Genomic DNA, 24,448 nt, shown 5'->3' on the forward strand with positions numbered 1-24,448 from the left:
CCCCTACGGAGAACAACAATGAGCCAGTCATCCCTGCGGCCCAGCGCCGACGGCTACTACCTGAACCGCACGCCGTGGTTCGCCTTCATCCTGCTGTGCTGCATCTTCGCGCTCTGGGCCGCCGCGGCGAGCATGAACGACGTGCTCATCGCCCACTTCAAGAAGGCCTTCCTGCTCAGTGACTTCCAGACCGCCTTCGTCCAGTCGGCCTTCTACCTCGGCTATTTCTTCCTGGCCCTGCCGGCCGCGCTGATGGTGCGGCGCTTCAGCTACAAGACGACCATCCTCTTCGGCCTGTTCCTCTACATGGTCGGCTGCCTACTGTTCTTTCCGGCCGCCTCCATGGCCAAGTACGGCATGTTCCTGCTGGCGCTGTTCGTGATCGCCGCCGGGCTGTCCTTCCTGGAGACCGCCTGCAACACCTATTCGACCCTGCTCGGGCCGCGCGAGACCGGCACCCGCCGGCTGAACATCTCCCAGACCTTCCACCCCTTCGGCGCCATGACCGGCGTCTACGTGGGCAGCTTCGTGATGTTCAAGGACGGCGACGCCAGCCAGGCGCAGCTGCTGCAGATGAATCCCGCTGAGGCCGCCGCCCAGCAGCTGCAGATGATCCAGGCCACCCTGACGCCCTACCAGTGGATGATCGGCGTGCTGGTGCTGATCTTCGTGCTGATCGCCTGCACCCGCTATCCGGCCTGCAAGGGCAACGATGCCGTGCGCAGCGAAAGCGACGGTATCGCCGCCAGCCTCGGGCGGCTGCGGCGCAATCCGCGCTTCGTCTTTGGCGTGCTGGCGCAGTTCCTCTATGTCGGCGCCCAGGTCGGCGTCTGGAGCTTCACCATCCGCCTGGCCATGCAGCTCGGCGGCATGAACGAGCGCAGCGCCTCCTGGTTCCTGCTCACCACCTTCGCCGCTTATTTCGTCGGCAAGCTGATCGCCAACCTGCTGATGCGTCGCTGGCATCCGGCCAAGGTGCTGGGCGTCTACGGGGTGCTGTGCATCGCCCTGCTGGCCTACACCATCCTGGTGCCCAACATCACCGCGGTGTACGCCGCCGTGGGCGTGAGCATCTTCCTCGGCCCCTGCTGGCCGACCATCTATGGCCTGACCGTCGACGGCATCGGCCGCGACACCGAATTCGGCGGCTCGCTGCTGGTGATGAGCATCGTCGGCGGCGGGGTGATCCCGATCTTCCAGGGCCTGCTGTCGGACTACACCGGCGGCAACATGCAGCTGGCCTATTCGGTGCCGCTGCTGTGCTTCACGGTGATCGTCGCCTACGCCCTCTATTGCCTGCGTCATCCGGCCAGCGAGCGGCTGCCGGTGGGCGCCGCCCAGACCGCCTGAGGAGGGCACCGCCATGTCCGTACGCCTGCCCCTGCAGCCTGAGCAATTCACCGCGTGCGAGCGTACCCTGCTCGCCAGCGACGCCTTCCAGGTGCGCGCCTGGACCTATCCCTCCGGGGTGCGCGCCCTGGCGCTGGAGAATCGCCGTGGCCGGCTGATCGTACTGCCCTACCAGGGGCAGATGGTCTGGGACGCCAGCTTCGACGGCTGCCGCCTGACCATGCCCGGATTGTTCGACCAGCCGCGGCCAACCCGGCGGATCATCGAGACCTATGGCTGCTTCATGTTCCACGCCGGGGTGCTGCGCAACGGCTGCCCGGCGCCGGAGGACAGCCACGAGCTGCACGGCGAACTGCCCTGCGCGCCGCTGGACGAGGCCTGGCTGGAGCTGGGCCGGGACGCTGAGGGTGACTTCCTGCGCCTGGGCGGTCGCCATGACTACGCCATGGGCTTTGGCGATCGCTATCGCGCCCAGCCCAGGGTGACCCTGAGACCGGACAGCGCCGTGTTCGAGCTGGGCCTGGAAGTGGAAAACCAGGCCGGCCAGCCCATGGACCTGATGTACATGGCGCACATGAACTACGCCTACGTACCTGGCGGCCGCTTCCATGAGCCGCTCGGCGTGGCCCGCACCCGGGTGCGTACCAGCGTGCCGGCCCATGTGCGGCCGACCGCCGACTGGCAGGCCTTCATCGCCGAGCTGGCGGAAGATTCGGAGCGGCTGCGGGTGCTGGATGCGCCCGCGCGCTACCAGCCGGAAATCGTCAGCTTCATCGATGCCCCGGGCACCGACGCGGCGGGGGAAGCGCACTTCCTGCTGGAGCATCCGGACGGCGCCGCCTTCTACACGGCCTATCGCCCGGCGGCCTTGCCCCATGCCACGCGCTGGGTGCTGCACAACCCCGATCAGCAGGTGGCGGCCTTCGTGCTGCCGGCGACCTGTGAGCCGGAGGGCTATCTGGCCGAGACCGCCAAGGGCCAGGTGCAACAGCTGCAGCCGGGTGAACGGCGCGCCTTCAGCGTGCGTACCGGCTATCTCGCCGCCGCCGAGCGCGAGGCGCTGTTGGCGCGCCTGGCCGACCCGGCGCGGATCAGGTAAGCAGTTGCGCGCCGTTCGCCTCGATCCGCTCGCGATAGCTGCGCGGAATGCGCCCGTCGCTGACCACCCCGTCGAAGTCGTCGAGCGCCGCGAAATGCGCGGCGCGCACCACGTCGAACTTGGTATGGTCGACCAGCAGCAGCCGCTGCTGGGCCTGGCGCAGGACCTTCTGCTTGACCTCGACCTCGTTGAAGTTGAAGCAGGTGACGCCGAAGTCCTCGCTCACCCCGGCCGCCGAGACGAAGGCGTGGGTGAGGCGCACGCCGTCGAGCACCCCGGTCTCCAGGCGACTCTCGAAGATCTGGTTCTTGCGCTGGAAGGTCCCGCCGCACACCACCAGGGTGCAGTTGACCTTCTGCTGCAGCTTGAGCAGCACATTGAGCGAGTGGCAGACGGCGGTGAATTCCAGGTCATCGGGAATGAAGTCCACCACGAAGGGCGTGGTGGTCCCGCAATCGAGGAAGACGGTGTCGCCGGCGCGGATCTGCGCCGCGGCCAGCCGACCGATGCGGCGCTTTTCCTCGACCTGGCGCAGGTCCTGTTCCACCACCTGGTAGCCGGGCGCCTCGCTGCCGCCGACATCGCGGGTGACGTGACCGCCGAGCAGACGCAGGCCGTCCGGCGGGAGCCGCAGGTCGCGTCTCAGCGTCATTTCCGAGACACCCAGCAGCTGGGCCATCTCGCGCAGGTGAATGGCGTGCTGATCCTGCAGCGCCTGGTGCATCAGCTTGAGCCGAGCGGCTTTCTTGCTATCCATGAGGGGTGCGCTACGGGAGTCCGACTAGAGGTGCAGGCCGCACCAACCAAGAATTCTGATCCGATCATACGCTACCCGTGCCTGAGGAGGCCCCATGCAGCTTGAACCCGGCGAACTCGCCAAGACCATCGACCACACCCTGCTCGCCGCCGATGCCCGCCGCGCCCAGATCGAGCGCCTGTGCCAGGAGGCGCGTACCCATGGCTTCTACTCGGTGTGCGTGAATTCCGCCCAGGTCCCCCACGCCGCGGCGCAACTGGCCGGCAGTGCGGTCAAGGTCTGCGCGGTGGTGGGCTTTCCGCTCGGCGCCGGGCTGAGCGCGGCCAAGGCCTTCGAAGCCGAGCAGGCCATCGCCGCCGGGGCGGGGGAGATCGACATGGTGCTCAACATCGGCTGGCTCAAGGATGGCCTGCTGGACGAGGTCTCCGCCGACATCGCCGCGGTCCAGGCCGCCTGCGGTGCGGTACCGCTCAAGGTGATCTTGGAGACCGGTCTGCTCGACGAGCCCCAGAAGCGCCAGGCCTGCCGGATCTGTCGCGACCTCGGGGTCGCCTTCGTCAAGACCTCGACCGGTTTCGGCCACGGCGGCGCGACCCTGGAGGATATCCGCCTGATGCGCGAGGAGGTGGGTCCGGAGATGGGCGTCAAGGCCTCCGGTGGCGTGCGCGATCGCGTCACCGCCCAGGCCATGCTGGACGCCGGCGCGACCCGCCTGGGGACCAGTTCCGGCGTGGCCATCGTCAGCGGCGGCGAGGGTGGGGCGGGGTATTAGAGCAGGACGCCTGTAGGTTGGGTTGAGCGCAGCGAAGCCCAACGATGCCGCCTGGTGTTGGGCTTCGGCGGAGGAGCCGCCTCAGCCCAACCTACGCGTGCTACCCCGGTCCTTGCCGATACAGCTTGGAATCCTGGAAATCTCCCGGTGCCAGCACCTCGCCGACCAGGATCAGGGCAGTGCGGCGGAAATCCTTGTCCCGCGCCCGTTCGACGATGTCGGCCAGGGTGCCCTGGATGCTGTCCTGGTCCGGCCAGCTGGCGCGGTGGACGATGGCCACCGGGCAGGCAGGGCCATAGTGCGGCAGGAGGTCGGCGACGATGCGTTCCAGCTGGCCGACGCCGAGGTGGATGGCCAGGGTCGCGCGGTGGCGGGCCAGGTCGGCCAGCGCCTCGCCTTCCGGCATGGCCGTGCGACTGGCATAGCGGGTGAGGATCACCGTCTGGCTGACCCCGGGCAGGGTCAGTTCGCAACCCAGCAGGGCGGCGCAGGCGGCGGTGGCGGTCACGCCGGGAACGATCTCGTAGGGAATGCACAGCGCCTGCAGGCGGCGGATCTGTTCGCCGATGGCGCCATACAGCGAGGGATCGCCGGAATGCACCCGGGCCACGTCCTGGCCGCGGGCATGGGCGGCGGCCAGGTGGCCGACGATGGCCTCCAGGTCCAGGTGGGCGGTGTCGATCACCGTCTCGGCCTGGTGACCCTCCAGCACCGCGGGCGGCACCAGGGAGCCGGCATAGAGGATCACCGGGCACTGGCGGATCAGCCGCTGACCTTTGACGGTGATGAGGTCGGGATCGCCGGGGCCGGCGCCGATGAAATGGACGGTCATGGGATTTCCTCGGCGAGGGCGGTGAGCAGGTCGGTGACACTGGCGAATTCGCGATCGACGCTAGGCAGGGCTGGGCGACGCAGGATCAGTACCGGCAGGCCCCGCTCGCGGGCGACCTGCAGCTTGGGTTGGGTAGCGGCGCTACCACTGTTCTTGCTGATCAGCACATCGAAGTCACCCTGGGCGAAGAGCGCGCGCTCGGCCTCCAGGGCGAAGGGGCCGCGGTCGGCGATGATCCGCGCCCGGACGTGACCGGGATGGGTATCGAGCAGGCGCAGGGTCCAGAACTGCCCGCCGGGAATCTCCTGGAGATGCTCCAGCGGCTCGCGACCCAGGGTGAAGAAGGGGCGGGCGAAGGGTGCCAGGGTTCGCTGCAGCTCGGCCCAGTCGGCCACCTCGCGCCAGTCGTCTTCTGGTCCGGCCTGCCAGCCGGGTCGGCGCAGCGCCCAGCAGGGGAGGCCAGCGTCAGCAGCGGCCCGCGCGGCGTTGTGGCTGATCCGGGCGGCGTAGGGGTGGGTAGCGTCCATCAGCAGGTCGATGCCTTCACTGCGGAGAAAGGCGCTCAGCCCCTCGGCGCCACCATAGCCGCCGACTCGCACCTGGCAGGGCAGGTCCTGAGGCACCCGGCCGAGACCGGCTAGGCTGTAGATCGCCTTCGCCGGCAGTGTGCGGGCGATGGCCAGGGCTTCGGTGGTGCCGCCGAGCAGGAGGATCTTCATGGGCGGTCTTCCGTCAGAGTGGCGGAGGCTTCGTCATGCATGGCGTGCCCTCACCCCCGGCCCCTCTCCCGGGGGGAGAGGGGAGCAAAGCCAGTGCCTGGGATCGAGCGGCGGAATAGGCGTATTGGTCTCGTAGGCGGCTTGCCCGCCGATGATCACAGGGTGCTCAGCAAGCGTCGTGGGCGTCAGCCCGGACACCAGACTTCCAAGCCTCCACCGAACTGCCTCCTCGCCCCTACGGGGAGAGGGCTGGGGTGAGGGGGCCAGGCGCCGCTCACAGTCTTCAGGGATGAAGGAGGCACACCCAATCATCCTCTCTACTTTTGCCGAGCGACGGCCACTCACGGCTTCACCACGTCCAACAAGGTGATGGGCAGCGCCGCGCGCCAGGTGTCGAAGGCGCCCAGTGGCTGGGCCTGGGCCACCTGCAGGCGGGTCAGGTCGCCGCCGTGGCGTTCGCGAAAGGCCACCAAGGCGGCTTCGGTCTGCAGGGTCACGGCGTTGGCGACCAGGCGACCGCCGGGGCGCAGCGCGGTCCAGCAAGCGTCCAGCACGCCCGGCGCGGTAAGCCCACCGCCGATGAAGATGGCGTCCGGGGTGGCCAGACCGGCCAGCGCCTCGGGCGCCTGGCCGGCGACCAGTTGCAGGGCCGGGGCGCCGAGCTGGTCGCGGTTATGAAGGATATGGGCCTGGCGATTGGCGTCGACCTCGATGGCCAGCACCCGGCAGCGGGGATGGCTGCGCGCCCATTCGATGCCGATGGAGCCGCAGCCGGCGCCCACGTCCCACAGCAATTCGCCCGGGCGCGGCGCCAGGCGCGCCAGGGTCACGGCGCGCACGTCTCGCTTGGTCAGCTGGCCGTCGTGGCGATAGGCGCTGTCCGGCAGACCGGGGGTGAGCGGCAGTCCCGCTTCACCGGTCTCGCTCAGGACTTCGATGGCCACCAGGTTGAGCGCTGCCGCCTCCGCCAGCGACCAGTCCTGGGCGCGGCCGCTGATCCGTCGCTCCAGAGGACCGCCCAGGTGCTCCAGCACCTGCAGCTGGCTGGCGCCAAAGCCCTGGTCCACCAGCAGCGCGGCCAGGGCGGCAGGGCTGTTGCCGTCATTGCTCAGTACCAGCAGGCGTGCGCCGGGATGCAGGTGGCGCACCACCCCGGCCAGGGGCCGCGCCACCACCGATATCAACGCCACCTCCTGCAACGGCCAGCCCAGACGAGCCGCGGCCAGGGAGTAGGAGGAGGGCGCCGGCAGCACCTGCAGTTCGTCGGCCGACAGCTGGCGCGAAAGGCTCGCGCCGACGCCGAACAGCATGGGATCGCCGCTGGCCAGCACGCAGACCGGGGTGCCGCGGCGGTCCAGGACCGGGGCCAGGGCGAAGGGTTGCGGCCAGGGCTCGCGGATGGCGCGAAGGCAGGGTGGCAGCAGCGCCAGCTGGCGTGGACCGCCAATGATGACCTGGGCGTCCAGCAGCGCGCGGCGGGCCTGCTTGCCGAGGCCGGGGTAGCCGTCTTCGCCGATACCCACCACGGTCAGCCAGGGGATCATGAACACACCTCATCGAACGTCAGCCGACCGGGCGTTTTCAAGGGGTCGGGCAAAGCGGGCATAATAACGTCTTTCCCCGTTCAGCCCGACCTTCCGCCGTGAATCCTCCTTCTCCCTCCGCCCTCGTCCCGCGGCCTTCGGCCTGTCCGGGGCTGCTGCGCATCGTGCCCGCGCGCGATGGCGGCCTGTGCCGGGTGAAGTTGCCGGGCGGGCGACTCACGGCAGGCCAGGCGCGGGCCATCGCCGCCGCCAGCGAGCGCTGGGCGAACGGGGTACTGGAGCTGACCAACAGGGCCAACCTGCAATTGCGCGGCGTGCGCCCGGACGGCGCCGACGCCCTGGTGGCCGCGCTGCAGGCCGCTGGCCTTGGTCCGGCCGATCCGGCCGCCGACGACGTGCGCAATCTGCTGCTCAGCCCGGCGGCAGGCCGTGATCCTCAGCAGTTGCAGGATGTCCGTCCCCTGGCCGCCGAATTGCTCGCCCTGCTGGAGGGCGACCGCCGACTGCATGGGCTGTCGGCCAAGTTCGCCCTGCAACTGGATGGCGGCGAAGCCCTGGCGCGGCTCGACCATCCCCATGATGTCTGGCTGTCGGCTCGCCCCGAAGGCTACCTGCTCGGTCTCGCCGGTATCCCGCTGGATGCGCCAGTTGGATTGATCGCCCCGGGCCAGGAGGTGGCGACCGTCGCGCGGCTGCTGCATCGCTTTCTCGACCTGGCCGGTCCCGAGCAGGGCCGCCTGCGTCAGCTGCTGGCGCAGCGTCCGGTCGCCGAACTGCTGGCGGGGTTGGATCTGCTGCCGGTTCCGCGCAGCCCACGCGCGGCGGCCGCAACCGCGCTGCGCCTGGGCAGCCATCCCCAGCTTCAGCCGGGTCGCTGCTGGGTCGGCGCCCAGCCCGCCCTGGGCCGACTGCCGGCAACCAGCCTGGCTGCCATCGCCGACCTGGCCGAGCACCTCGGCGAGGGCGCGCTGCACCTGACCCCCTGGCAGGGCCTGCTGCTGCCCGACGTGCCGGTCGACAGGGCCCCCGAGCTGCTCGGCGCTCTGGCCACCCTGGAGCTGACCACCGATCCAGCCGCGCCCCTGGCCCGGCTGATCGCCTGCACCGGCAGCCAGGGCTGCGCCAAGGGCCAGGCCGACACCAAGGGCGATGCCCTGCGCCTGGCCGAGCGGCTGCCGGCGGACGTGGAGGTGCATCTCTCCGGTTGCCCGCGCAGTTGCGCCCTGGCCGGCCAGGCACCCCATACCCTCTTGGCGGTGGCTCCCGGCCGCTATGACCTCTTCGTGCGCGACGCCACCCAGCCCGGTCCGGGCCGGCGGCGCGCCACCCGACTATCCCTCGACGAGGCCGCCGCCTGGCTGGCCCGGAGTCCCAGTGATGCTTGAATACGAACGCGACGGCCAGGCGATCTATCGCCAATCCTTCGCCACCATCCGCGCCGAAGCCGATCTCTCGGCCATCCCCGCCGACCTGGAAAAGCTCGCCGTGCGGGTGATCCACGCCTGCGGCATGGTCGACGTGGTCCAGGACCTGGCCTTTTCCCCGGGTGCCGGCGCGGCCGGTCGCGCGGCCCTGGCGGCCGGCGCGCCCATCCTCTGCGATGCGCGCATGGTCGCCGAGGGCGTCACCCGTACCCGCTTGCCGGCCAACAACCCGGTGATCTGCACCCTGCACGACGAAGGCATTCGCGAACTGGCCTTGGCCCAGGGCAACACCCGTTCGGCGGTGGCCCTGGAGCGCTGGCGGCCGCACCTGGCCGGCAGCGTGGTGGTGATCGGCAACGCCCCCACGGCGCTGTTCTATCTGCTGGAGATGCTCGATGCCGGCGCGCCCAAGCCGGCGCTGATCCTCGGCATGCCGGTGGGCTTCGTCGGCGCCAGGGAGTCCAAGGACGCCCTGGCCGCCGACAGCCGCGGCGTGCCCTATGTCATCGTCCGCGGCCGGCGGGGCGGCAGCGCCATGGCCGCCGCCGCGGTCAACGCCCTGGCCACGGAGGTGGAGTGATGGCGGGCCGCCTGCTCGGCCTGGGCGTCGGCCCCGGCGATCCGGAACTCATCACCGTGAAGGCCCTGCGCCTCCTGCAGGGCGCGCCGGTGGTGGCCTATTTCGTCGCCAAGGCCAAGGCCAACGCGGGCCAGGGCGGCAATGCCTATGGCGTCATCGAGGGCTATCTGCTGGATGGCCAGCAGCGCCTGCCGCTGGTCTATCCGGTGACCACCGAGAAGCTGGCGCCGCCGCTGTCCTACGAGACGGTGATCGCCGACTTCTACGACACCGCCGCCGCCCAGGTGGCCGACCATCTCGACGCCGGTCGCGACGTGGCGGTGATCTGCGAGGGCGATCCCTTCTTCTACGGTTCCTACATGTACCTGCACGACCGCCTGGCCGAGCGCTACGAGGCCCAGGTGGTGCCGGGGGTCTGCTCCATGCTCGGCGGCGTGGCCATGCTCGGCCTGCCGCTGGTCTATCGCAACCAGACCCTCACGGTGCTCTCCGGGGTGCTTTCCGCCGAGGAACTCAAGGCGCGTCTCGCCAGCGCCGACGCGGCCGTGGTGATGAAGCTCGGACGCAACTTCGAGAAGGTGCGCCAGGTGCTGCGCGACCTGGGTCTGGACCAGCGCGCCCGCTACATCGAGCGCGCCACCATGGACAACCAGCGCATCGTCGCGCTGGATGCCGTCGAGCCCATGGCTTCGCCGTATTTCTCGCTGGTGGTGGTGCCGGGGGTGAAATGGAAGGGTTGAGCCCGGCCATCGTCATCCTCGGCCCCGGTGCCCTGGCCACCGCCCGCCGCCTGCAGGCTGGCCTGCCGGGCAGCCTGGTGCACGGCCTGGCCGGGCGGGTCGAGGGCGATGTCAGCTACAGCGCCTTCGGCGACCACCTGCGTAACCTCTATCGCCAGCAGCGCCCGCTGCTGGTGCTCTGCGCCGCCGGCATCGTCATCCGCAGCCTGGCGTCCTTGCTGGATGACAAGACCGCCGAGCCGCCGGTGCTGGCGGTGGCCGAGGACGGCAGCGCCGTGGTGCCGCTGCTGGGCGGCCTGGCCGGTGCCAATCGCCTGGCTCGCCAGTTGGGTACCTTGCTGGACGTGGCCCCGGCCATCACCACCAGCGGTGAACTGAGATTCGGCACCTGCCTGCTCGATCCGCCGGCCGGCTATGCCCTGGCCGATGTCGACGTGGCCAAGCACCGGGTCGCCGATCTGCTGGCCGGCGCCCCGGTACGCATCGAGGGCGAGGCGCCCTGGCTAGATGAGGTGCCCCTGGCCCGCGATCCCGAGGCGCGGCAACGCATCCTGGTCTCGCCCCTGACCAGCGCCGACGACCATACCCTGCTGATCCACCCCCGCGCCGTGCTGGTGGCGGTACGCGCCGATGCCACCGCCGCCGCCATTACCGCGCTGCTCGCCAGCACCGGCTATGCCACCGGGGCCGTGGCGGTGCTGCTGGCTCAGGCGGCCGACATGGCCGCGCCCGGCCTGGCCGAGCTGAGCCAGACGCTGGAGGTGCCGCTGAGATTCGTCGACGCCCGTACCCCGGAATTCGCCCAGGCGGCCGTGGCACGGGCCCAGGCCCAGGGCCTCGCCCTGCACCTGCATGACCGGCCGCTGGACGCCGATGACCTCGGCCAGCGCCGTGGCCGCCTCAGTGTGGTGGGCCTAGGCCCCGGCGCGGCCGAACTCATGGCACCGGTGGTGCGCCGCGCCCTGGACCAGGCCGAGGACGTGCTCGGCTACGCCACCTACGTGCAGATGGCCGGTCCCCTGCGCCCGGACCAGCTGGCCCATGCCAGCGACAATCGCGAAGAACTGCAGCGCGCCCGCCATGCCTTCGAACTGGCCGCCAGCGGGCGCCAGGTGGTGATGGTGTCGTCCGGCGATCCGGGCGTCTTCGCCATGGCCGCCGCGGTGCTGGAGGTGCTGGAGGGCGCCGCCGACCCGCGCTGGGCGGCGGTGGAGCTGGAGATCCTGCCAGGCATCACCGCGGCCATGGCCAGCGCCGCCCTGGCCGGGGCGCCGCTGGGTCACGACTTCTGCCTGATCTCCCTGTCCGACAACCTCAAGCCCTGGACGGTGATCGAGCAGCGCCTGCGCCAGGCCGCCGCGGCGGACCTGGCCATGGCCTTCTACAATCCCATCTCCAAGGCCCGACCGCATCAGCTGGACCGGGCGCTGGACGTCCTGCGCAGCTGCCGCTCGGCAAACACCCCGGTGATCCTCGGTCGCGACATCGGCCGTCCCGGTGGCGGTCTCGAATACACCAGCCTCGGCGCCCTGCGCAGCGAGATGGTGGATTCGCGCACCCTGGTGATCCTCGGCTCCAGCCATACCCGGCGCTTTCCGCGGGCCGACGGCGGCGAATGGGTCTATACCCCGCGCTGGTACGATACGGAATTGTTATAAAGTAACATTTAGTGCTTGAATCCTGGTCGCCGCTGGCTCACCCTCGGCGACCTTTCCGTTCCCTGGCGGGAAGCCGGTGCAACTCCGGCGCGGTCGCGCCACTGTGAGCTTCGCGAGAAGTGAGCCAGACCTTGCCAGGGGACATCCATCATCCACCAGGGACGCGTCATCCCAAGGAGAGTCCATGTTTCGCCATCTTCTGCCGCTGCTCGCCGCCGGCCTGCTGTCCGTAGCCTCCCTTACCGCCCAGGCGGCCACCCCCTATCCGCTGACCATCCACAACTGCGGCCGCGACCTGGTCTTCGAGCGCGCGCCTCAACGCCTGGTCAGTCTGGGCCAGGCCAGTACCGAGTTGCTCTTGCGCCTGGGCGTGGGCGCGCGGCTGGTGGGCACCGGCGTCTGGTTCGGCGGCTTGCCCGCGGACCTGCAGGCGGCGGGCAAGGGCATTCCGCGGCTGGCTGACAACGCCCCCAGCTTCGAAGCCGTGGTCGGCACCCGGCCGGATCTGGTGGCGGCCCAGTACACCTATCACGTCGGACCCGGCGGCGAGGTGGCGGACTTCCCGCGCTTCGCCACGCTGGGCATCTCCGCCTATGTGGCGCCCAGCGATTGCGAGGGCAAGGCGGTGACCGCCGATTCCAACAGCGACGGCAGCCGCAGCGCGCCCTTCGACATGAATCTGGTGACCCGTGAAGCCCAGGAGCTGGCGGCCATCCTCGATGTGCAGCCGGCCGGCAAGCAGCTGGTCGCCGAGCTGGACCGCCGTATCGCCGCCGCTGGCGAGCAGGCCAAGGCGGCCGGGGTCCGGGGGCGTTCGGTGCTGTTCTGGTTTTCCAGTCCGCGGCTGGAAGGGGATCCCTGGGTAGCTGGCAACCTCGGCGCGCCGGCCTGGATCGCCCGCGCCCTGGGCCTGCGCAACGTGGTCGACAGCGCCGAGGAATGGCCGGCGGTGAGCTGGGAGCGCATCGCCAGTCTGGACCCTGACTATATCGTCGTGGCGCGCATGGACCGCCGTCTCTATCCCGCCGATGACGTGGACAAGAAGCTGGCCTTCCTGCGCAGCGATCCCCTGACCCGCGAATTGCGCGCGGTGCGCGAGAACCACCTGCTGGTGGTGGACGCCCCGACCCTCAATCCCTCGCTGCGGGTGGTGGACAGCGTCGAGACCCTGGCCGCCGACCTGGCCAAGCCGCAACCATGAGTCTGCCCCTGGCGGCCGAGGGGGCCCGGCCCTGGCGCTGGCTGCTGGGCCTGGCCGCGGTGCTGGCGCTGGCGGCGAGCGTGGTGCTGGCGGCGTCCTTCGGCGAGATGCCCATCGCACCCCTGACCAGTCTGCAGGCTATCGCCAACGGCCTCGGCCTGGGGCCCTATCCGGTGGAGCGCATCGTCCAGGGCATCGTCTGGGAATACCGCCTCAGTCGTGCCCTGGTGGCCGCCTGCTGCGGCGCCGGCCTGGCGGTCTCCGGCGCCATCCTCCAGGCGCTGCTGCGCAACGCCCTGGCCGAACCCTATGTGCTGGGGCTGTCGGCCGGCGCCTCCACCGGTGCGGTGCTGGTGATGCTGCTGGGCGTTGGGGGCGGCATGCTCGGCGTGTCCCTCGGCGCCTTTCTCGGCGCGGTGCTGGCCTTTACCGTGGTGCTGCCCTTTCTCGGCAGTGGCGGCAGCACCCGCATCATCCTCGCCGGGGTGGCCGCGTCCCAGCTGTTCAATGCCCTGACCACCTATATCGTCGCCACCGCGGCCAATGCCGAGCAGGCACGCAGCGTCATGTTCTGGCTGCTCGGCAGCCTGTCCGGGGTGCGCTGGCCGGACGTCTGGCTGGCCGCCGGGGTGGTGCTCGCTGGCTTGCTGGTGTGCCTGGCCTGCGCCCGGGCGCTGGATGCCTTCGCCTTTGGCGAAGACGCCGCCGCCAGCCTCGGGGTCGCTGTGGGGCCGCTGCGCCTGCTGCTGCTGGCGGTCACCGGCCTGATCACCGCCTGCCTGGTCAGCCTGGTGGGTGCGGTGGGCTTCGTCGGCCTGGTGATCCCCCATGTGGCACGCTTCCTGGTCGGTCCGGGGCATGGCCGGCTGTTGCCCACCTGCGCCCTGATCGGCGCGCTGTTCATGGTGCTGGCCGACATCGTCGCCCGCACCCTGGTGGCCAAGCAGACCCTGCCCATCGGCGTGGTCACCGCCCTGGTCGGTGCGCCGGCCTTCGCCTTCATCCTCTACCGCGCGCGGGAGGTCCGATGAGCCTCGCCGCGCGGAACGTGGCCTGGAGCGCCGGCGGCCAGCCGATCCTCGCCGGGGTGACCCTTGAGGTGCCGCCCGGCGGGGTGCTTGGGTTGCTGGGCCCCAATGGCTCGGGCAAGTCCAGCCTGCTGCGGCTGCTGGCCGGGCTGCGGCGGCCAGAGGAGGGCAACGTCAGTCTCGACGCGGTGCCGCTGGCCGAGTTGCGCCGGCGCGACCTGGCGCGGCGGGTCGCCCTGGTGGAGCAGCAGGCCGGTACCGAGGCCGATCTATCGGTGGCCGAGGTGGTGCGCCTGGGGCGCACGCCCCATCGCGGCCTGCTCGATGCCTGGAGCGCGCGCGACGCCGAGATCTGTCAGCGCGCCCTGGCCCAGGTCGGCCTGGTCGACAAGGCGGCACGGCGCTGGCACAGCCTCTCCGGTGGCGAGCGCCAGCGCGCCCAGATCGCCCGCGCCCTGGCCCAGGAGCCCAGCGAACTGCTGCTGGACGAACCCACCAATCACCTCGACATCCAGCACCAGCTGGAGATCCTCGACCTGGTCCGCCGCCTGCCGGCCACCTGCGTGCTGGCGATCCACGATCTCAATCTGGCCGCGCTGTTCTGCGATCGCCTGGCGGTGCTGCGCGACGGTCGCCTGGTCGCCGAAGGCGCTCCGGCCGTGGTGCTGACCGCCGCGCTGATCCAGCAGGTCTGGGGGGTAAGGGCGCAGGTGACGCTGGACGGCCCCGACGGTCGGCCGACGATCCGCTATCGGCTGGGCTGACGCCGCCGCACCGGGCCGGCCCGCTCTTCGATCGCCTGCCTGAGCTGCGGGCGACCACCCAGCCAGAAGACCGCTTCGGTGGCGATGAACAGCGGGCCGATGGCCAGGCCGGCGAGGTCGTCGAGAAAGGCCGGCTTGCGCCCCTCGTAGTGGTGACCGACGAACTGGATGGCCCAGCCGACCAGGAACAGACCCAGCTCCCAGCCCAGCCAGACGCCCGTGGTCCGGGCCGCCAGCGCGGCACCCAGCCAGAGGGCAAGCCCGAGCAGCACGCTCATCAGCAGCCCCAGCGGCCGATCCAGGCGCAGGTAGAAGACCGCCACCGCCCCGGCCACCGGTACCGCGGGCGACAGCGGCCAGCCGGCGAGGCTGAAGACCGGTCGCGACAGCAGGATGGCCACCGCCAGCACGATCAGCAGGATGCCGGGAAAGTGGCTGACGATGTTGCGCGGATCGCGGTGGTAGCTCGCGTACTGGCTGAGATGATCTTCCAAGGTCTTCATCGGCAGGCATCCAGGCGGCTGGGCGGGAAGCCTCAGCATGCACCGGGAAGACCCTGTGCGTCAGCGGGCACCAGGAGAAATGCGATTGCGATAATCGCCCTCTCGCTCGATAATCGATCAAAAGCCTGCCGAGGACCGGCCAGATGGACGATAACCGCACTGCTCACGCCACCGGCCTGCCGCCACTGGCCGCGCCGCCCATCATTGCCTCGCCGGCCAAGCGCATCGAAGCCTTCACCGGCGACCCGAACTTCATGACCTCCCTGGCCCGCGGCCTGGCGGTCATCCACGCCTTCCAGGAGCGCAAGCGCCAGCTGACCATCGCCCAGATCAGCCATCGCACCGAGATCCCCCGCGCCGCGGTGCGCCGCTGCCTGCATACCCTGATGAAGCTGGGCTACGTCACCACCGACGGCCGCACCTATTCGCTGCTACCCAAGGTGCTGACCCTGGGGCACGCCTATCTGTCGTCGACGCCGCTGGCGGTTACCGCCCAGCCGGTGCTCGATCGCTTGAGCGAGCAACTGCACGAAGCCTGCTCCATGGCCACCCTGGAGGGCGACGAGATCCTCTACATCGCCCGCTCGGCGACGCCGCAGCGACTGATCTCGGTGGACCTCAGCGTCGGCAGCCGGCTGCCGGCCTATTGCACCTCCATGGGCCGCATCCTGCTCGCCGCCCTGGACGATGCCGCCCTGCACGACTACCTGGAGCACGCCGACCTGCAGGCCAAGACCAGCCGCACCCTCTATCAACCGCCGGCGCTCATCGCGTGCCTGGGCCAGGTGCGCCAGCAGGGCTACGTCATCGTCGACCAGGAGCTGGAGGTGGGGCTGAGATCCCTGGCGGTGCCCCTGAGAGACGCCGCCGGCCAGGTGCTGGCGTCGCTCAACGTCGGCACCCACGCCAGTCGGGTCAGTCGCCAGGAACTGGAGACGCGCTTCCTGCCGGTGCTGCTGGCGGCCAGCCAGGAATTGAGCACCCGGCTGTTTCACTAGCGAATCCGGTCGATTATCGGCCATATCGCCGATAATCGAATTGTCAGCTGTTCGGGGTGGGCTTAACGTCGGCGCAGTGGCGCACTACGCCGATAACAACAACACGAGCAGACCACCATGACACAAACCCTCGCGGGCGCCGTGCCCCTGGCCGATTCTTCGGCCACGGCGACAGCCGGCACCCTGGATGTCCAGCACTTCATCAATCGCCAGGCGCTGTCCGCCTACCAGTGGCGCATCGTCGCCCTGTGCTTTCTCATCGTCTTTCTCGACGGCCTCGACACCGCGGCCATGGGCTTCATCGCCCCGGCGCTGTCGGTGGAGTGGGGCATCCCGCGGGCCAGCCTGGGGCCGGTGATGAGCGCGGCCCTGGGCGGCATGGTCTTTGGCGCCCTGGGCTCCGGGCCCCTGGCCGATCGCTTCGGTCGCAAGGGCGTGCTGGTGGTCGCCACCTTCATCTTTGGCGGCTTCAGCCTGCTCTCGGCCTTCAGCGCCAACCTCGAACAGCTGGTGATCCTGAGATTCCTCACCGGGCTGGGCCTGGGCGCCGCCATGCCCAACGCCACCACGCTGCTCTCGGAATACACCCCCGAGCGCCTCAAGTCGCTGCTGGTGACCAGCATGTTCTGCGGCTTCAACCTGGGCATGGCCGGCGGTGGCTTCGTCTCGGCCTGGATGATCCCGGCCTATGGCTGGCACAGCCTGCTGGTGCTGGGCGGCGTGCTGCCGCTGGCGCTGGCCGTGGTGCTGCTGCTCTGGCTGCCGGAATCGGCGCGCTATCTGGTGGTGCACGGCAAGAGCGCCGAGCGCATCCGCCGGGTGCTGGCACCCATCGGCCGCGAGGCCGCCGAGGCCCGGCACTTCGTGGTGCCCGAGCAGAAGTCGGTCAAGACCGGCAACGTCTTCGCGGTGATCTTCAACCGCAACTACAGCGCCGGCACCCTGCTGCTGTGGCTGACCTATTTCATGGGCCTGGTGATCGTCTACCTGCTCACCAGCTGGCTGCCGACGCTGATGCGCGACGCCGGCGCCAGCCTGGAGCAGGCCGCCCTGATCGGCGCGCTGTTCCAGTTCGGCGGGGTGCTCAGCGCGGTGTTCGTCGGCTGGGCCATGGACAGATTCAATCCGCACAAGGTGATCGGCCTGTTCTATGTGCTGGCTGGGATCTTCGCCTATTGCGTGGGCCAGAGCCTGGGCCAGGTCGCCCTGGTCGCCACCCTGGTGCTGGTGGCCGGCATGTGCATCAACGGCGCCCAGTCGGCCATGCCGTCGCTGGCGGCGCGCTACTACCCGACCCATGGCCGCGCCACCGGGGTGTCCTGGATGCTCGGCATCGGCCGCTTCGGCGCCATCACCGGCGCCTGGATGGGCGCGACCCTGCTGGGCCTGGGCTGGACCTTCACCCAGGTGCTCACCGCGCTGCTCCTGCCGGCCGGTCTTGCCGCCCTGGCGGTATTGATCAAGGGCGTGGTCAGCCACGCCGATGCCACCTAGCGTCGACGGCTTCCCCTTTGCCGGTGGCAGGCGCTAGGCGCAGGCGCTGCCACCGCGTAAAGTTGCACCCTTTGCATGCTCCGCAGTCACCCGTCTAGAGCGGGTGCAGACGTCCAAGGGGTTCCATGAAAGGTTTCGCGCGCAGCGGGCAGTGGGCTGTCCGGCTGGTAACGCTTATCGCTTGCTTTCTGATTGCTCCGGCCTTTGCCGAGACCCGCCAGGTCACTGACGTTCTCGGGCGCACGGTGACGATCGAGGCACCGGCCAAGCGGGTGGTGCTGGGCTTCCACTATGGCGACTACCTGGCGGTCGGTGGCGAGCAGGCCTTCGATGCCGTGGTCGGTGTCTCCCGCGGCGCCTGGGAACGCAAGGTGCCGGCCAACTGGGCGCTCAATGTCGCCCACCGACCCTCCCTGGCCAGCCTTCCCGATGTGGGGGAGACGGAAAACAACAGCTTCTCGGTGGAAAAGGTCCTTGCCCTCAAGCCTGATCTGGTGGTGCTGGCCGCCTGGCAATTCCAGGCGCTGGATAGCGAGGTCAAGCGCCTCGAACAACTCGGCATCCCGGTGGTGGCGATCGACTACAACGCCCAGACCCTGGAGCGCCACCTGGCCTCCACCCGCCTGCTCGGCGTCATCACCGGCCAGGAGGCGCGCGCCGCCGAGCTGGCCGACTTCTATGCCAAGGTGGTGGAGGACATCCAGACCCGCATCGCGGCCGCTCATCGTCCGAAGCCGCGGGTCTATGCCGAGTTCGGCAACAAGGGGCCGGCCGAGTACTCCTTCACCTATGGTCGCAACATGTGGGGCGCCATGGTCACCCTGGCCGGTGGCGACAACATCGCCGCGCCCTTCATCCAGTGGTGGGGGGTGATGAATCCGGAACAAGTGCTTATGGCCCAGCCGGAGGTCATCTTCATCTCCGGGCGCGAGGACAACAGCAATCCCACCGCCTTGCCCATGGGCCCTGGCGTCAGCGCCGACGACGCCCGCAGCCACCTGCGCGCCTTCATGCAGCGACCGGGCTGGGCCAATCTGCCGGCGATCCGCGACGGGCGTCTGTATGGCGTCTACCAGGGCGCCTCGCGCAGCCTGGAGGACTTCGCCATGCTGCAGTTCATCGCCAAGCAGCTCTATCCGGATCTGTTCCAGGACGTGGATCCCATGGCCAACTACCGCGACTACTATCGCCGCTACATGCCGATCCAGCCGCAGGGCACCTTCGCCATAGGCCTGACGCCATGAGCGAGGCCGCGAGCGCCAGCCACGGCAACGCCATCGCCGAGCAGCGCGCCCGCGAGCGTCGCCGCTGGCGCGCCTGCGCGGTGTTTCTGCTGTTGACCCTGGCGGCTCTGGTGCTGGACATCGCCACCGGGCCGTCGCTGCTCTCGCCGCTGGAGGTGCTCAAGTCGCTGACCGGGCTTGGCGAGCGGCAGCCGATGACCGACGCCATCGTCCGCGACCTGCGCCTGCCGGTGGCGCTGATGGCCCTGGCGGTGGGCGCCGCCCTCGGTGCGGGCGGGGCGCAGATGCAGACGCTGCTCAACAACCCCATGGCCAGCCCCTACACCCTGGGCATGGCCGCCGCCGCCGGCTGTGGCGCCGCTCTCAGCCTGGCACTGGGCAGCTTCGGCCTGGGCGCGCTGATCGGGGTGCCGCTGGGGGCCTTCGCCTTCGCCATGCTGGCGGCGCTGTTTCTCTTCGCCCTGGCCTCGCTCAAGCGCACCGGCAGCGACACCATCATCCTCGGCGGCATCGCCCTGCTGTTCCTCTTCCAGTCGCTGCTGTCGCTGGTGCAGTTCCTCTCCTCGCCGGAGCTCTCCCAGCAGATCCTCTTCTGGCTGTTCGGCAGCCTCGGCCGCGCCACCTGGACCACCCTGGCCATCGTCGCCGGGGTGACCCTGCTGTGCTGCCTCCTGCTCTTGCGCGATGCCTGGAAACTGGCCGCGCTGCGCCTGGGCGAGGCGCGGGCCGAGAGCCTCGGCGTGGACATCCGCCGCCTGCGCCTCAAGGTGCTGATCCTGGTGGCGGTGATGACCGCCACGGCCACCAGTTTCGTCGGGGTGATCGGCTTCGTCGGCCTGGTCGCGCCCCATATCGCCCGTTGGCAGGTGGGCGAGGATCAGCGCTTCCTGCTGCCGCTGTCGGCCATCTGCGGCGCCCTGATGCTGTCCTCTGCCTCGGTGCTGTCCAAGTCGATCCTGCCCGGGGCGCTGTTTCCGGTGGGCATCGTCACCGCCATCGTGGGAGTGCCCTTCCTGCTATGGCTCATCTTCGCCCCGCGCAGGTCCAGCCCATGATCCGTCTCCATGACCTCGCGCTGAAGCGCGGCGACCGCACCGTGATCTCCGGACTCTGCACCGAGCTGCACGCAGGGCAGGTGCATGTGATCCTCGGCCCCAATGGCACCGGCAAGACCACCCTGCTGCGCGCCCTGGCCGGTGACCTGCCGCTGGCGGCGGGTCATATCGAACGCGGGGAAAGGCGGCTGGTGGCGGGGGCTTCGCTCCGCGCTCAGCGCGAGGGCTGGCGCCAGGGCGTGGCCTATATGCCCCAGGATTCCCATGCCGAGGCGGCGCTGTCGGTGCTGGAGACGGTGGCCATGGGCAGCCTGGAACGGCTGACCCTGCACCTGGACGATGAGCTGCTGGAGCGGGCGCTGGGCAAGCTCGACGAGGTGGGCATCGGCCATCTGGCCTCGCGTCAGCTGGGTGCCCTGAGTGGCGGTCAGCGGCAGCTGGTGTTCTTTGCCCAGGTGCTGATGCGCGAACCCGAGGTGATGCTGCTGGATGAACCGGTCAGCGCCCTGGATCTGCGGCACCAGATCAACCTGCTCGATCGGGTACGCCACGAGACCCGATTGCACAATCAGGTGACCGTGGTGGTGCTGCACGATCTCAACCTGGCCTGCCAGTACGCCGATTCGCTGCTGGTGCTGGTCAACGGTGGCCTGCTGGCCGCCGGCCGACCCGCCGCCATCGTCACCGCCGACCTGCTGGAAGCCACCTACGGCGTGGCGGTGGACATCCTCCACGACCGCCAGGGCCGCCCGGTGGTGCAGCCGCTGACCGGTCAGGCCTTCAGCGAGGCCTGATTTTCAATGGGTCGTAGAGCCTGTTCATAATCTCGCGAGCTAGAGCCAAACAAGGCGAGAAGGCCTGAGGAAGCGGAGTTTACATAGCGTAAATGAGCATTCCGAAGGCCTTCTCAACGCGGTTTGGCCGACGCGCAGCAGATTATGAGCAGGCTCTTAGAAAGTGTAGGTGAAACCGGCCTGTACCGTCCGCGGCTCGCCCGGATAGCTGTAGGCGTTCCAGGAACTCTCGTCGTAGCCCTTGTTGAAGACGTTGCGCACGTCCAGGTTCAGCCGCAGGTGCTCGTCGACCTTGTAGAAGCTCAAGAGGTCGGTGACCGTGTAGCTGTCCATCGTGTAGTCGCTGGCGATGGTCTTCTGGCCTTCGCGCTCACCCACGTACTTGAGGTTGGCACCCAGGCCCAGGCCGCGCAGTGCACCGTCGTGGAATTCGTAGACGTTGAGCAGGTTGACGGCATTGCGCGGGATGTTGGTCAGGCGCGTGCCGCGGGCCAGGGTGTTGTCCTTGGTGACCTCGGCATCGGTGAAGGCGTAGCCGCCGAGGATGCGCCAGTTGGGCGTCAGGTCGCCGGTCACGTTGACTTCGAAGCCGCGGCTGCGCACCTCGCCGGCGGCGACGTTGAAATTCGGATCGACCGGGTCCAGGGTCAGGACGTTTTCCTTGACCGTATGGAAGATCGCCGTGTCGACGCTGAGACGACCGTCCAGCGCCGCCCACTTCATGCCCACCTCGTAGGCCTTGCCTTCCTCGGGATCGAAGCCGCCGCCCAGGCGCGCCGCGCCGGTGTTGGGCTTGAATGACTTGGAGGCGCTGGCATAGAGGGCCAGTTCCGGGGTGAGGTCGTAGCTGACGCCCAGGCGCGGGGTGACGGCGTTGTCGGCGTTGGACCAGCTCTGACCACCGGCGACGAAGTTGTCGTAGTCATGCTCGAAGCGTTCCAGGCGCACGCCACCCAGCACCTTGAAACGCTCGGTAAGGGCGATCTGGTCCTGCACGAAGGCCGCCCAGGTCTTGAGGGTCTCGTGGTCGTGGGTGGGCGTACGGGTCAGGGCCGGACGCGGCTGGCCGAGAACCGGATCGACCAGGTTGACCGGATAGGCGCTGACACTGCCTGGCGAGCGCTGGATGATCGACTGATAGTCGTAGTCTTCCACCTCGATCCCGGTGATCAGGGTGTGGCCGAGGCCGAAGGTGTCGAAGCGACCGGTCACGTTCAGCTGCAGGTCGCGATCGCTCCACTCCAGCTTGCGGTAGTTGAAGTTGCGGCCGAGGGTCACGCCGTCGGCCTGCACGCCGTTGGCTTCCACGGCATTGCCCTTGAGGCTGCCGTCCAGGTACTGGAAGCCGCCGGCCAGGGTCCAGGCGTCGTTCAACTGGTGCTCGAAGCGCAGCTGATAGGCCTCGCTGTCGCTGTGCAGCAGGTTGGTGGTGCCCTTTTCCCAGGCATTGGTGGAGCGACTGGCCTCGGCGCGCTGGGTCAGGTAGTTGGTGCGACCGCGATCCAGCGGGGCGTTGCTGCGGATGATGTCCGCCTCGAACGTGATGAGGGTGGCGTCGGTGGCCTGCCAGCTCAGCACCGGGGCGACTTCGTAGCGCTCGGTGTGCACGTCGTCGCGGAAGGTGTCGCCGCCCTCGGCGATCAGGTTGAGGCGATAGGCCAGGCGGCCGTCCTCGTCCACCGGGCCGGTGGTGTCCAGGGTGCCGCGTTTCTGGCCCTGGTCGGTGAACTGGCTGCCAAGGGTGGTCTTGCGCTCGCCCAGCGGCTGCTTGGTGACCACGTTGAAGGTGCCGCCCGGATCGCTGCGGCCATAGAGGGTCGCGGCCGGTCCGCGCAGGACCTCGACCCGCTCCAGGGTGGCGGCATCCGGCGCGCTGGGATAGCCACGATTCATGGGGAAGCCGTTGCGGAAATACTCGGAGCTGGTGAAGCCGCGCACCGTGTAGCTGGTCAGGCCCTGGCCGCCGAAGTTGTTGCCGCGGCCGACGCCACCGGCCTGGTCCAGCGCCTGTTGCAGGCGGGTGGCGGAGAGGTCGTCGAGGGCTTCGCGGGAGACCACGCTCACCGACTGGGGCGTTTCGTGCAGCGGGGTGTCGGTACGGGTGGCACTGCTGGAACGCTCTGCCTTGTAGCCCTGCACCGGACCGGTGGGTGATTCGGCCGTGCCGACGATGGTGAGGTCGGACAGCGCCTGGGGCGAATCTTCCGTCTGCTCCTGCGCATGACCGGCGAGGGGGAGGGCACAGAGGGGCAGCAGATAGAGAGCAGGGGCCAGCCGGTGCATTGTTATCGTCCTGGGGTTCGGGGAGGCGGATTCTAGAGCGGCTTACAAAGTGGATACAACTGCGAGTCGTTACCGCCTGAGACATATTTTCATCGGACTGGTCGGTTCGTTGGCGACGGCGCGCCCAAATACCGTCGTCGCCAATCGCCGGCAGACATCTGGCGGGCCTGCGCCGGGAGGCGAGCCCGGCACTTTTGCCGTAGCATGCCGCTCCTTTGCCGTCGTGACCGCCCATGAATACCGCCACCCTTGCCCACCTCTCCGCGCTGCTGCTCGCCGCCCTCGATTCGCCACCTGCCGAGGCGCGCCGGCTGGTGCACGGCCGTGGCCGGCTGCTGCCGGGGCTGGAACAACTCACCGTGGACTGGCTGGAAGGCGTGGTGCGGGTAGGGCTGTTTCGCGAATTGCCCGCCGCCGAGCTGGATGCCCTGCGCACGACTCTGACCGTCCTGGGCGAGACCCCGGCGTGGCGCGCCAGCGGCGCCCGCAGCCTGCTCCTGCAGCATCGCTATCGCCTGGACGCGGCCAGCGAGGCGCTGATCGGTGCGCCGGTGGGCGAGCACGTCATCCATGAAGACGGCCTGAAGTTCGGCCTGGACCTCACCCGCCACCAGAACATGGGGCTGTTCCTCGACATGCGCCTGGGCCGCCGCTGGGTGCGCGAGCAGGCCGCCGGTCTGCGCATCCTCAACCTGTTCGCCTACACCTGTGGCTTCTCGGTGGCCGCCCTGGCCGGCGGCGCGGCCCAGGTGGTCAATCTGGACATGGCCCGCGGGCCCCTGACCCGCGGTCGCGAGAACCACCGACTCAATGGCCATGACCTGGGCAAGGTCAGCTTTCTCGGCCACGAACTGTTCAAGTCTTGGGGCAAGGTGCGCAAGCTGGGGCCCTATGACCTGGTGATCGTCGATCCGCCCAGCTTCCAGCAGGGCAGCTTCGCGCTGACCAAGGACTACGCGCGCATCCTGCGCCACCTGCCCGAACTGCTCACCCCCGGTGGCCGGGTGCTGGCCTGCGTCAACGACCCCGGCGTCGGCGCGGATTTCCTCATCGCCGGCATGGCCCAGGAGGCGCCCGGACTGGCCTTCGTCGAGCGCCTGGCCAATCCACCGGAATTCGCCGACGAAGACGCCGAAGGTGGTCTCAAGGTGCTGGTGTTCCAGCAGGACCAGGCGTCGTAGGTTGGGTTGAGCGCCGCGAAGCCCAACGGTGTCCAGGCGCGACCCCGCCTTGTTGGGCTTCAACGATAAAGCCGTCTCAACCCAACCTACGGAATCCGCCCGTAGGTTGGCGCTGAGCGCCGCGAAGCCCAACGGTGCCCAGCCTCGACCCCGGCCCGTTGGGCTTCGACGATGAGGCCGTCTCAACCCAACCTACGGAGCCTGCCCGTAGGTTGGCGCTGAGCACAGCGAAGCCCAACGGTGCTCAGGCGCGACCCCGCCTTGTTGGGCTTCGACGGTGGAGCCGTCTCAACCCAACCTACGAATCCGCCCGCAGGTTGGCGCTGAGCGTAGCGAAGCCCAACAGTCCCCAGGTTCAACTTCAGTTCTTTGGGCTTCGACAGTGGCGCCGGCTCAACCCCACCTGCGCGACGGGGCGCCATTTCATC

Annotated in this window: 22 protein-coding genes and 1 riboswitch; of the genes, 16 read left to right on the forward strand and 6 right to left on the reverse strand. The window is 69.3% G+C overall.

The window, feature by feature from the left end:
• Positions 1-18 precede the first annotated feature (18 nt).
• Together fucP and BGI51_RS10105 are read left to right on the forward strand one after the other, a co-directional pair.
• Positions 19-1,350, forward strand: coding sequence for an L-fucose:H+ symporter permease (gene fucP, locus BGI51_RS10100; RefSeq protein ID WP_187981019.1), 1,332 nt, complete (start codon positions 19-21; stop codon positions 1,348-1,350).
• Positions 1,351-1,363: 13 nt separating this feature from the next.
• Positions 1,364-2,449 (forward strand): aldose 1-epimerase family protein, encoded by a 1,086-nt coding sequence (locus BGI51_RS10105; RefSeq protein WP_187981020.1) that lies wholly within the window; start codon positions 1,364-1,366, stop codon positions 2,447-2,449.
• On the opposite strand, the gene deoR is transcribed toward BGI51_RS10105, so the two are convergent.
• Complete coding sequence (gene deoR / locus BGI51_RS10110) at positions 2,442-3,206, reverse strand: DNA-binding transcriptional repressor DeoR (RefSeq protein WP_187981021.1); 765 nt, start codon at positions 3,204-3,206, stop codon at positions 2,442-2,444. The genes BGI51_RS10105 and deoR overlap by 8 nt on opposite strands.
• 94 nt (positions 3,207-3,300) lie before the next feature.
• Here deoR and deoC point away from each other — a divergent pair, with 94 nt between their 5' ends.
• A complete protein-coding gene (gene deoC, locus BGI51_RS10115; protein ID WP_187981022.1) occupies positions 3,301-3,978 on the forward strand; it encodes a deoxyribose-phosphate aldolase in 678 nt (225 codons plus the stop codon).
• Positions 3,979-4,078: 100 nt separating this feature from the next.
• Here the strand turns inward: deoC and cobM are convergent, their stop codons facing one another.
• The 3 genes from cobM to cbiE form a co-directional block, all read right to left on the reverse strand.
• Positions 4,079-4,810: a precorrin-4 C(11)-methyltransferase gene (cobM, locus tag BGI51_RS10120; RefSeq protein WP_187981023.1), complete on the reverse strand. Its 732-nt coding sequence runs from the start codon at positions 4,808-4,810 to the stop codon at positions 4,079-4,081.
• Entirely contained in the window at positions 4,807-5,529 is a 723-nt protein-coding gene (locus BGI51_RS10125) for a cobalt-precorrin-6A reductase (protein WP_187981024.1), read from the reverse strand. The genes cobM and BGI51_RS10125 overlap by 4 nt, the downstream gene beginning before the upstream one ends.
• Before the next feature lie 341 nt (positions 5,530-5,870).
• Positions 5,871-7,073, reverse strand: coding sequence for a precorrin-6y C5,15-methyltransferase (decarboxylating) subunit CbiE (gene cbiE / locus BGI51_RS10130; RefSeq protein ID WP_187981025.1), 1,203 nt, complete (start codon positions 7,071-7,073; stop codon positions 5,871-5,873).
• A 98-nt stretch (positions 7,074-7,171) separates the two neighbouring features.
• On the opposite strand from cbiE, the gene cobG reads away from it, so the two are divergent.
• From cobG to BGI51_RS10165, 7 genes are all read left to right on the forward strand, one after another.
• Positions 7,172-8,458 carry a precorrin-3B synthase gene (gene cobG, locus BGI51_RS10135; RefSeq protein ID WP_187981026.1) on the forward strand — a complete coding sequence of 429 codons (1,287 nt, stop codon included), beginning with the start codon at positions 7,172-7,174 and terminating at the stop codon, positions 8,456-8,458.
• Positions 8,451-9,077, forward strand: a complete 627-nt coding sequence (locus BGI51_RS10140) for a precorrin-8X methylmutase (protein ID WP_187981027.1) — start codon at positions 8,451-8,453, stop codon at positions 9,075-9,077. The genes cobG and BGI51_RS10140 overlap by 8 nt, the downstream gene beginning before the upstream one ends.
• Entirely contained in the window at positions 9,077-9,817 is a 741-nt protein-coding gene (locus BGI51_RS10145) for a precorrin-2 C(20)-methyltransferase (RefSeq protein ID WP_133862286.1), read from the forward strand. The genes BGI51_RS10140 and BGI51_RS10145 overlap by 1 nt, the downstream gene beginning before the upstream one ends.
• Positions 9,805-11,475 (forward strand): precorrin-3B C(17)-methyltransferase, encoded by a 1,671-nt coding sequence (cobJ, locus tag BGI51_RS10150; RefSeq protein WP_187981028.1) that lies wholly within the window; start codon positions 9,805-9,807, stop codon positions 11,473-11,475. The genes BGI51_RS10145 and cobJ overlap by 13 nt, the downstream gene beginning before the upstream one ends.
• A 6-nt stretch (positions 11,476-11,481) precedes the next feature.
• A riboswitch (cobalamin riboswitch) is annotated at positions 11,482-11,628 on the forward strand.
• Positions 11,629-11,659: 31 nt separating this feature from the next.
• Entirely contained in the window at positions 11,660-12,676 is a 1,017-nt protein-coding gene (locus BGI51_RS10155; protein ID WP_187981029.1) for an ABC transporter substrate-binding protein, read from the forward strand.
• Positions 12,673-13,707, forward strand: a complete 1,035-nt coding sequence (locus BGI51_RS10160) for a FecCD family ABC transporter permease (protein ID WP_187981030.1) — start codon at positions 12,673-12,675, stop codon at positions 13,705-13,707. The genes BGI51_RS10155 and BGI51_RS10160 overlap by 4 nt, the downstream gene beginning before the upstream one ends.
• A complete protein-coding gene (locus tag BGI51_RS10165) occupies positions 13,704-14,468 on the forward strand; it encodes an ABC transporter ATP-binding protein (protein WP_187981031.1) in 765 nt (254 codons plus the stop codon). The genes BGI51_RS10160 and BGI51_RS10165 overlap by 4 nt, the downstream gene beginning before the upstream one ends.
• On the opposite strand, the gene BGI51_RS10170 is transcribed toward BGI51_RS10165, so the two are convergent.
• The gene (locus BGI51_RS10170; RefSeq protein ID WP_187981032.1) at positions 14,453-14,971 is read right to left on the reverse strand and encodes a DUF962 domain-containing protein; all 519 of its coding nucleotides are present in this window, start codon (positions 14,969-14,971) and stop codon (positions 14,453-14,455) included. The genes BGI51_RS10165 and BGI51_RS10170 overlap by 16 nt on opposite strands.
• A 143-nt stretch (positions 14,972-15,114) precedes the next feature.
• Between BGI51_RS10170 and BGI51_RS10175 the strand changes: the two genes are divergently transcribed.
• From BGI51_RS10175 to BGI51_RS10195, 5 genes are all read left to right on the forward strand, one after another.
• Positions 15,115-15,969, forward strand: coding sequence for an IclR family transcriptional regulator domain-containing protein (locus BGI51_RS10175; protein ID WP_133862282.1), 855 nt, complete (start codon positions 15,115-15,117; stop codon positions 15,967-15,969).
• 117 nt (positions 15,970-16,086) lie between these two features.
• Entirely contained in the window at positions 16,087-17,463 is a 1,377-nt protein-coding gene (locus BGI51_RS10180) for an MFS transporter (protein ID WP_252977260.1), read from the forward strand.
• Positions 17,464-17,588: 125 nt separating this feature from the next.
• Complete coding sequence (locus tag BGI51_RS10185; protein ID WP_187981033.1) at positions 17,589-18,707, forward strand: ABC transporter substrate-binding protein; 1,119 nt, start codon at positions 17,589-17,591, stop codon at positions 18,705-18,707.
• Complete coding sequence (locus tag BGI51_RS10190) at positions 18,704-19,762, forward strand: FecCD family ABC transporter permease (protein WP_187981034.1); 1,059 nt, start codon at positions 18,704-18,706, stop codon at positions 19,760-19,762. Before BGI51_RS10185 ends, BGI51_RS10190 begins: the two co-directional genes overlap by 4 nt.
• Entirely contained in the window at positions 19,759-20,556 is a 798-nt protein-coding gene (locus BGI51_RS10195; protein WP_187981035.1) for an ABC transporter ATP-binding protein, read from the forward strand. The genes BGI51_RS10190 and BGI51_RS10195 overlap by 4 nt, the downstream gene beginning before the upstream one ends.
• Positions 20,557-20,712: 156 nt before the next feature.
• Here the strand turns inward: BGI51_RS10195 and BGI51_RS10200 are convergent, their stop codons facing one another.
• On the reverse strand, positions 20,713-22,839 hold the full coding sequence (locus tag BGI51_RS10200; RefSeq protein WP_187981036.1) for a TonB-dependent siderophore receptor: 2,127 nt from the start codon (positions 22,837-22,839) through the stop codon (positions 20,713-20,715).
• 233 nt (positions 22,840-23,072) lie between these two features.
• Here BGI51_RS10200 and BGI51_RS10205 point away from each other — a divergent pair, with 233 nt between their 5' ends.
• A complete protein-coding gene (locus BGI51_RS10205) occupies positions 23,073-24,020 on the forward strand; it encodes a class I SAM-dependent methyltransferase (RefSeq protein ID WP_187981037.1) in 948 nt (315 codons plus the stop codon).
• The last annotated feature ends 428 nt before the right edge of the window (positions 24,021-24,448 follow it).

The sequence above is a fragment of the Pseudomonas oryzihabitans genome, assembly GCF_014522265.1.
Classification (GTDB): domain Bacteria; phylum Pseudomonadota; class Gammaproteobacteria; order Pseudomonadales; family Pseudomonadaceae; genus Chryseomonas; species Chryseomonas aestiva.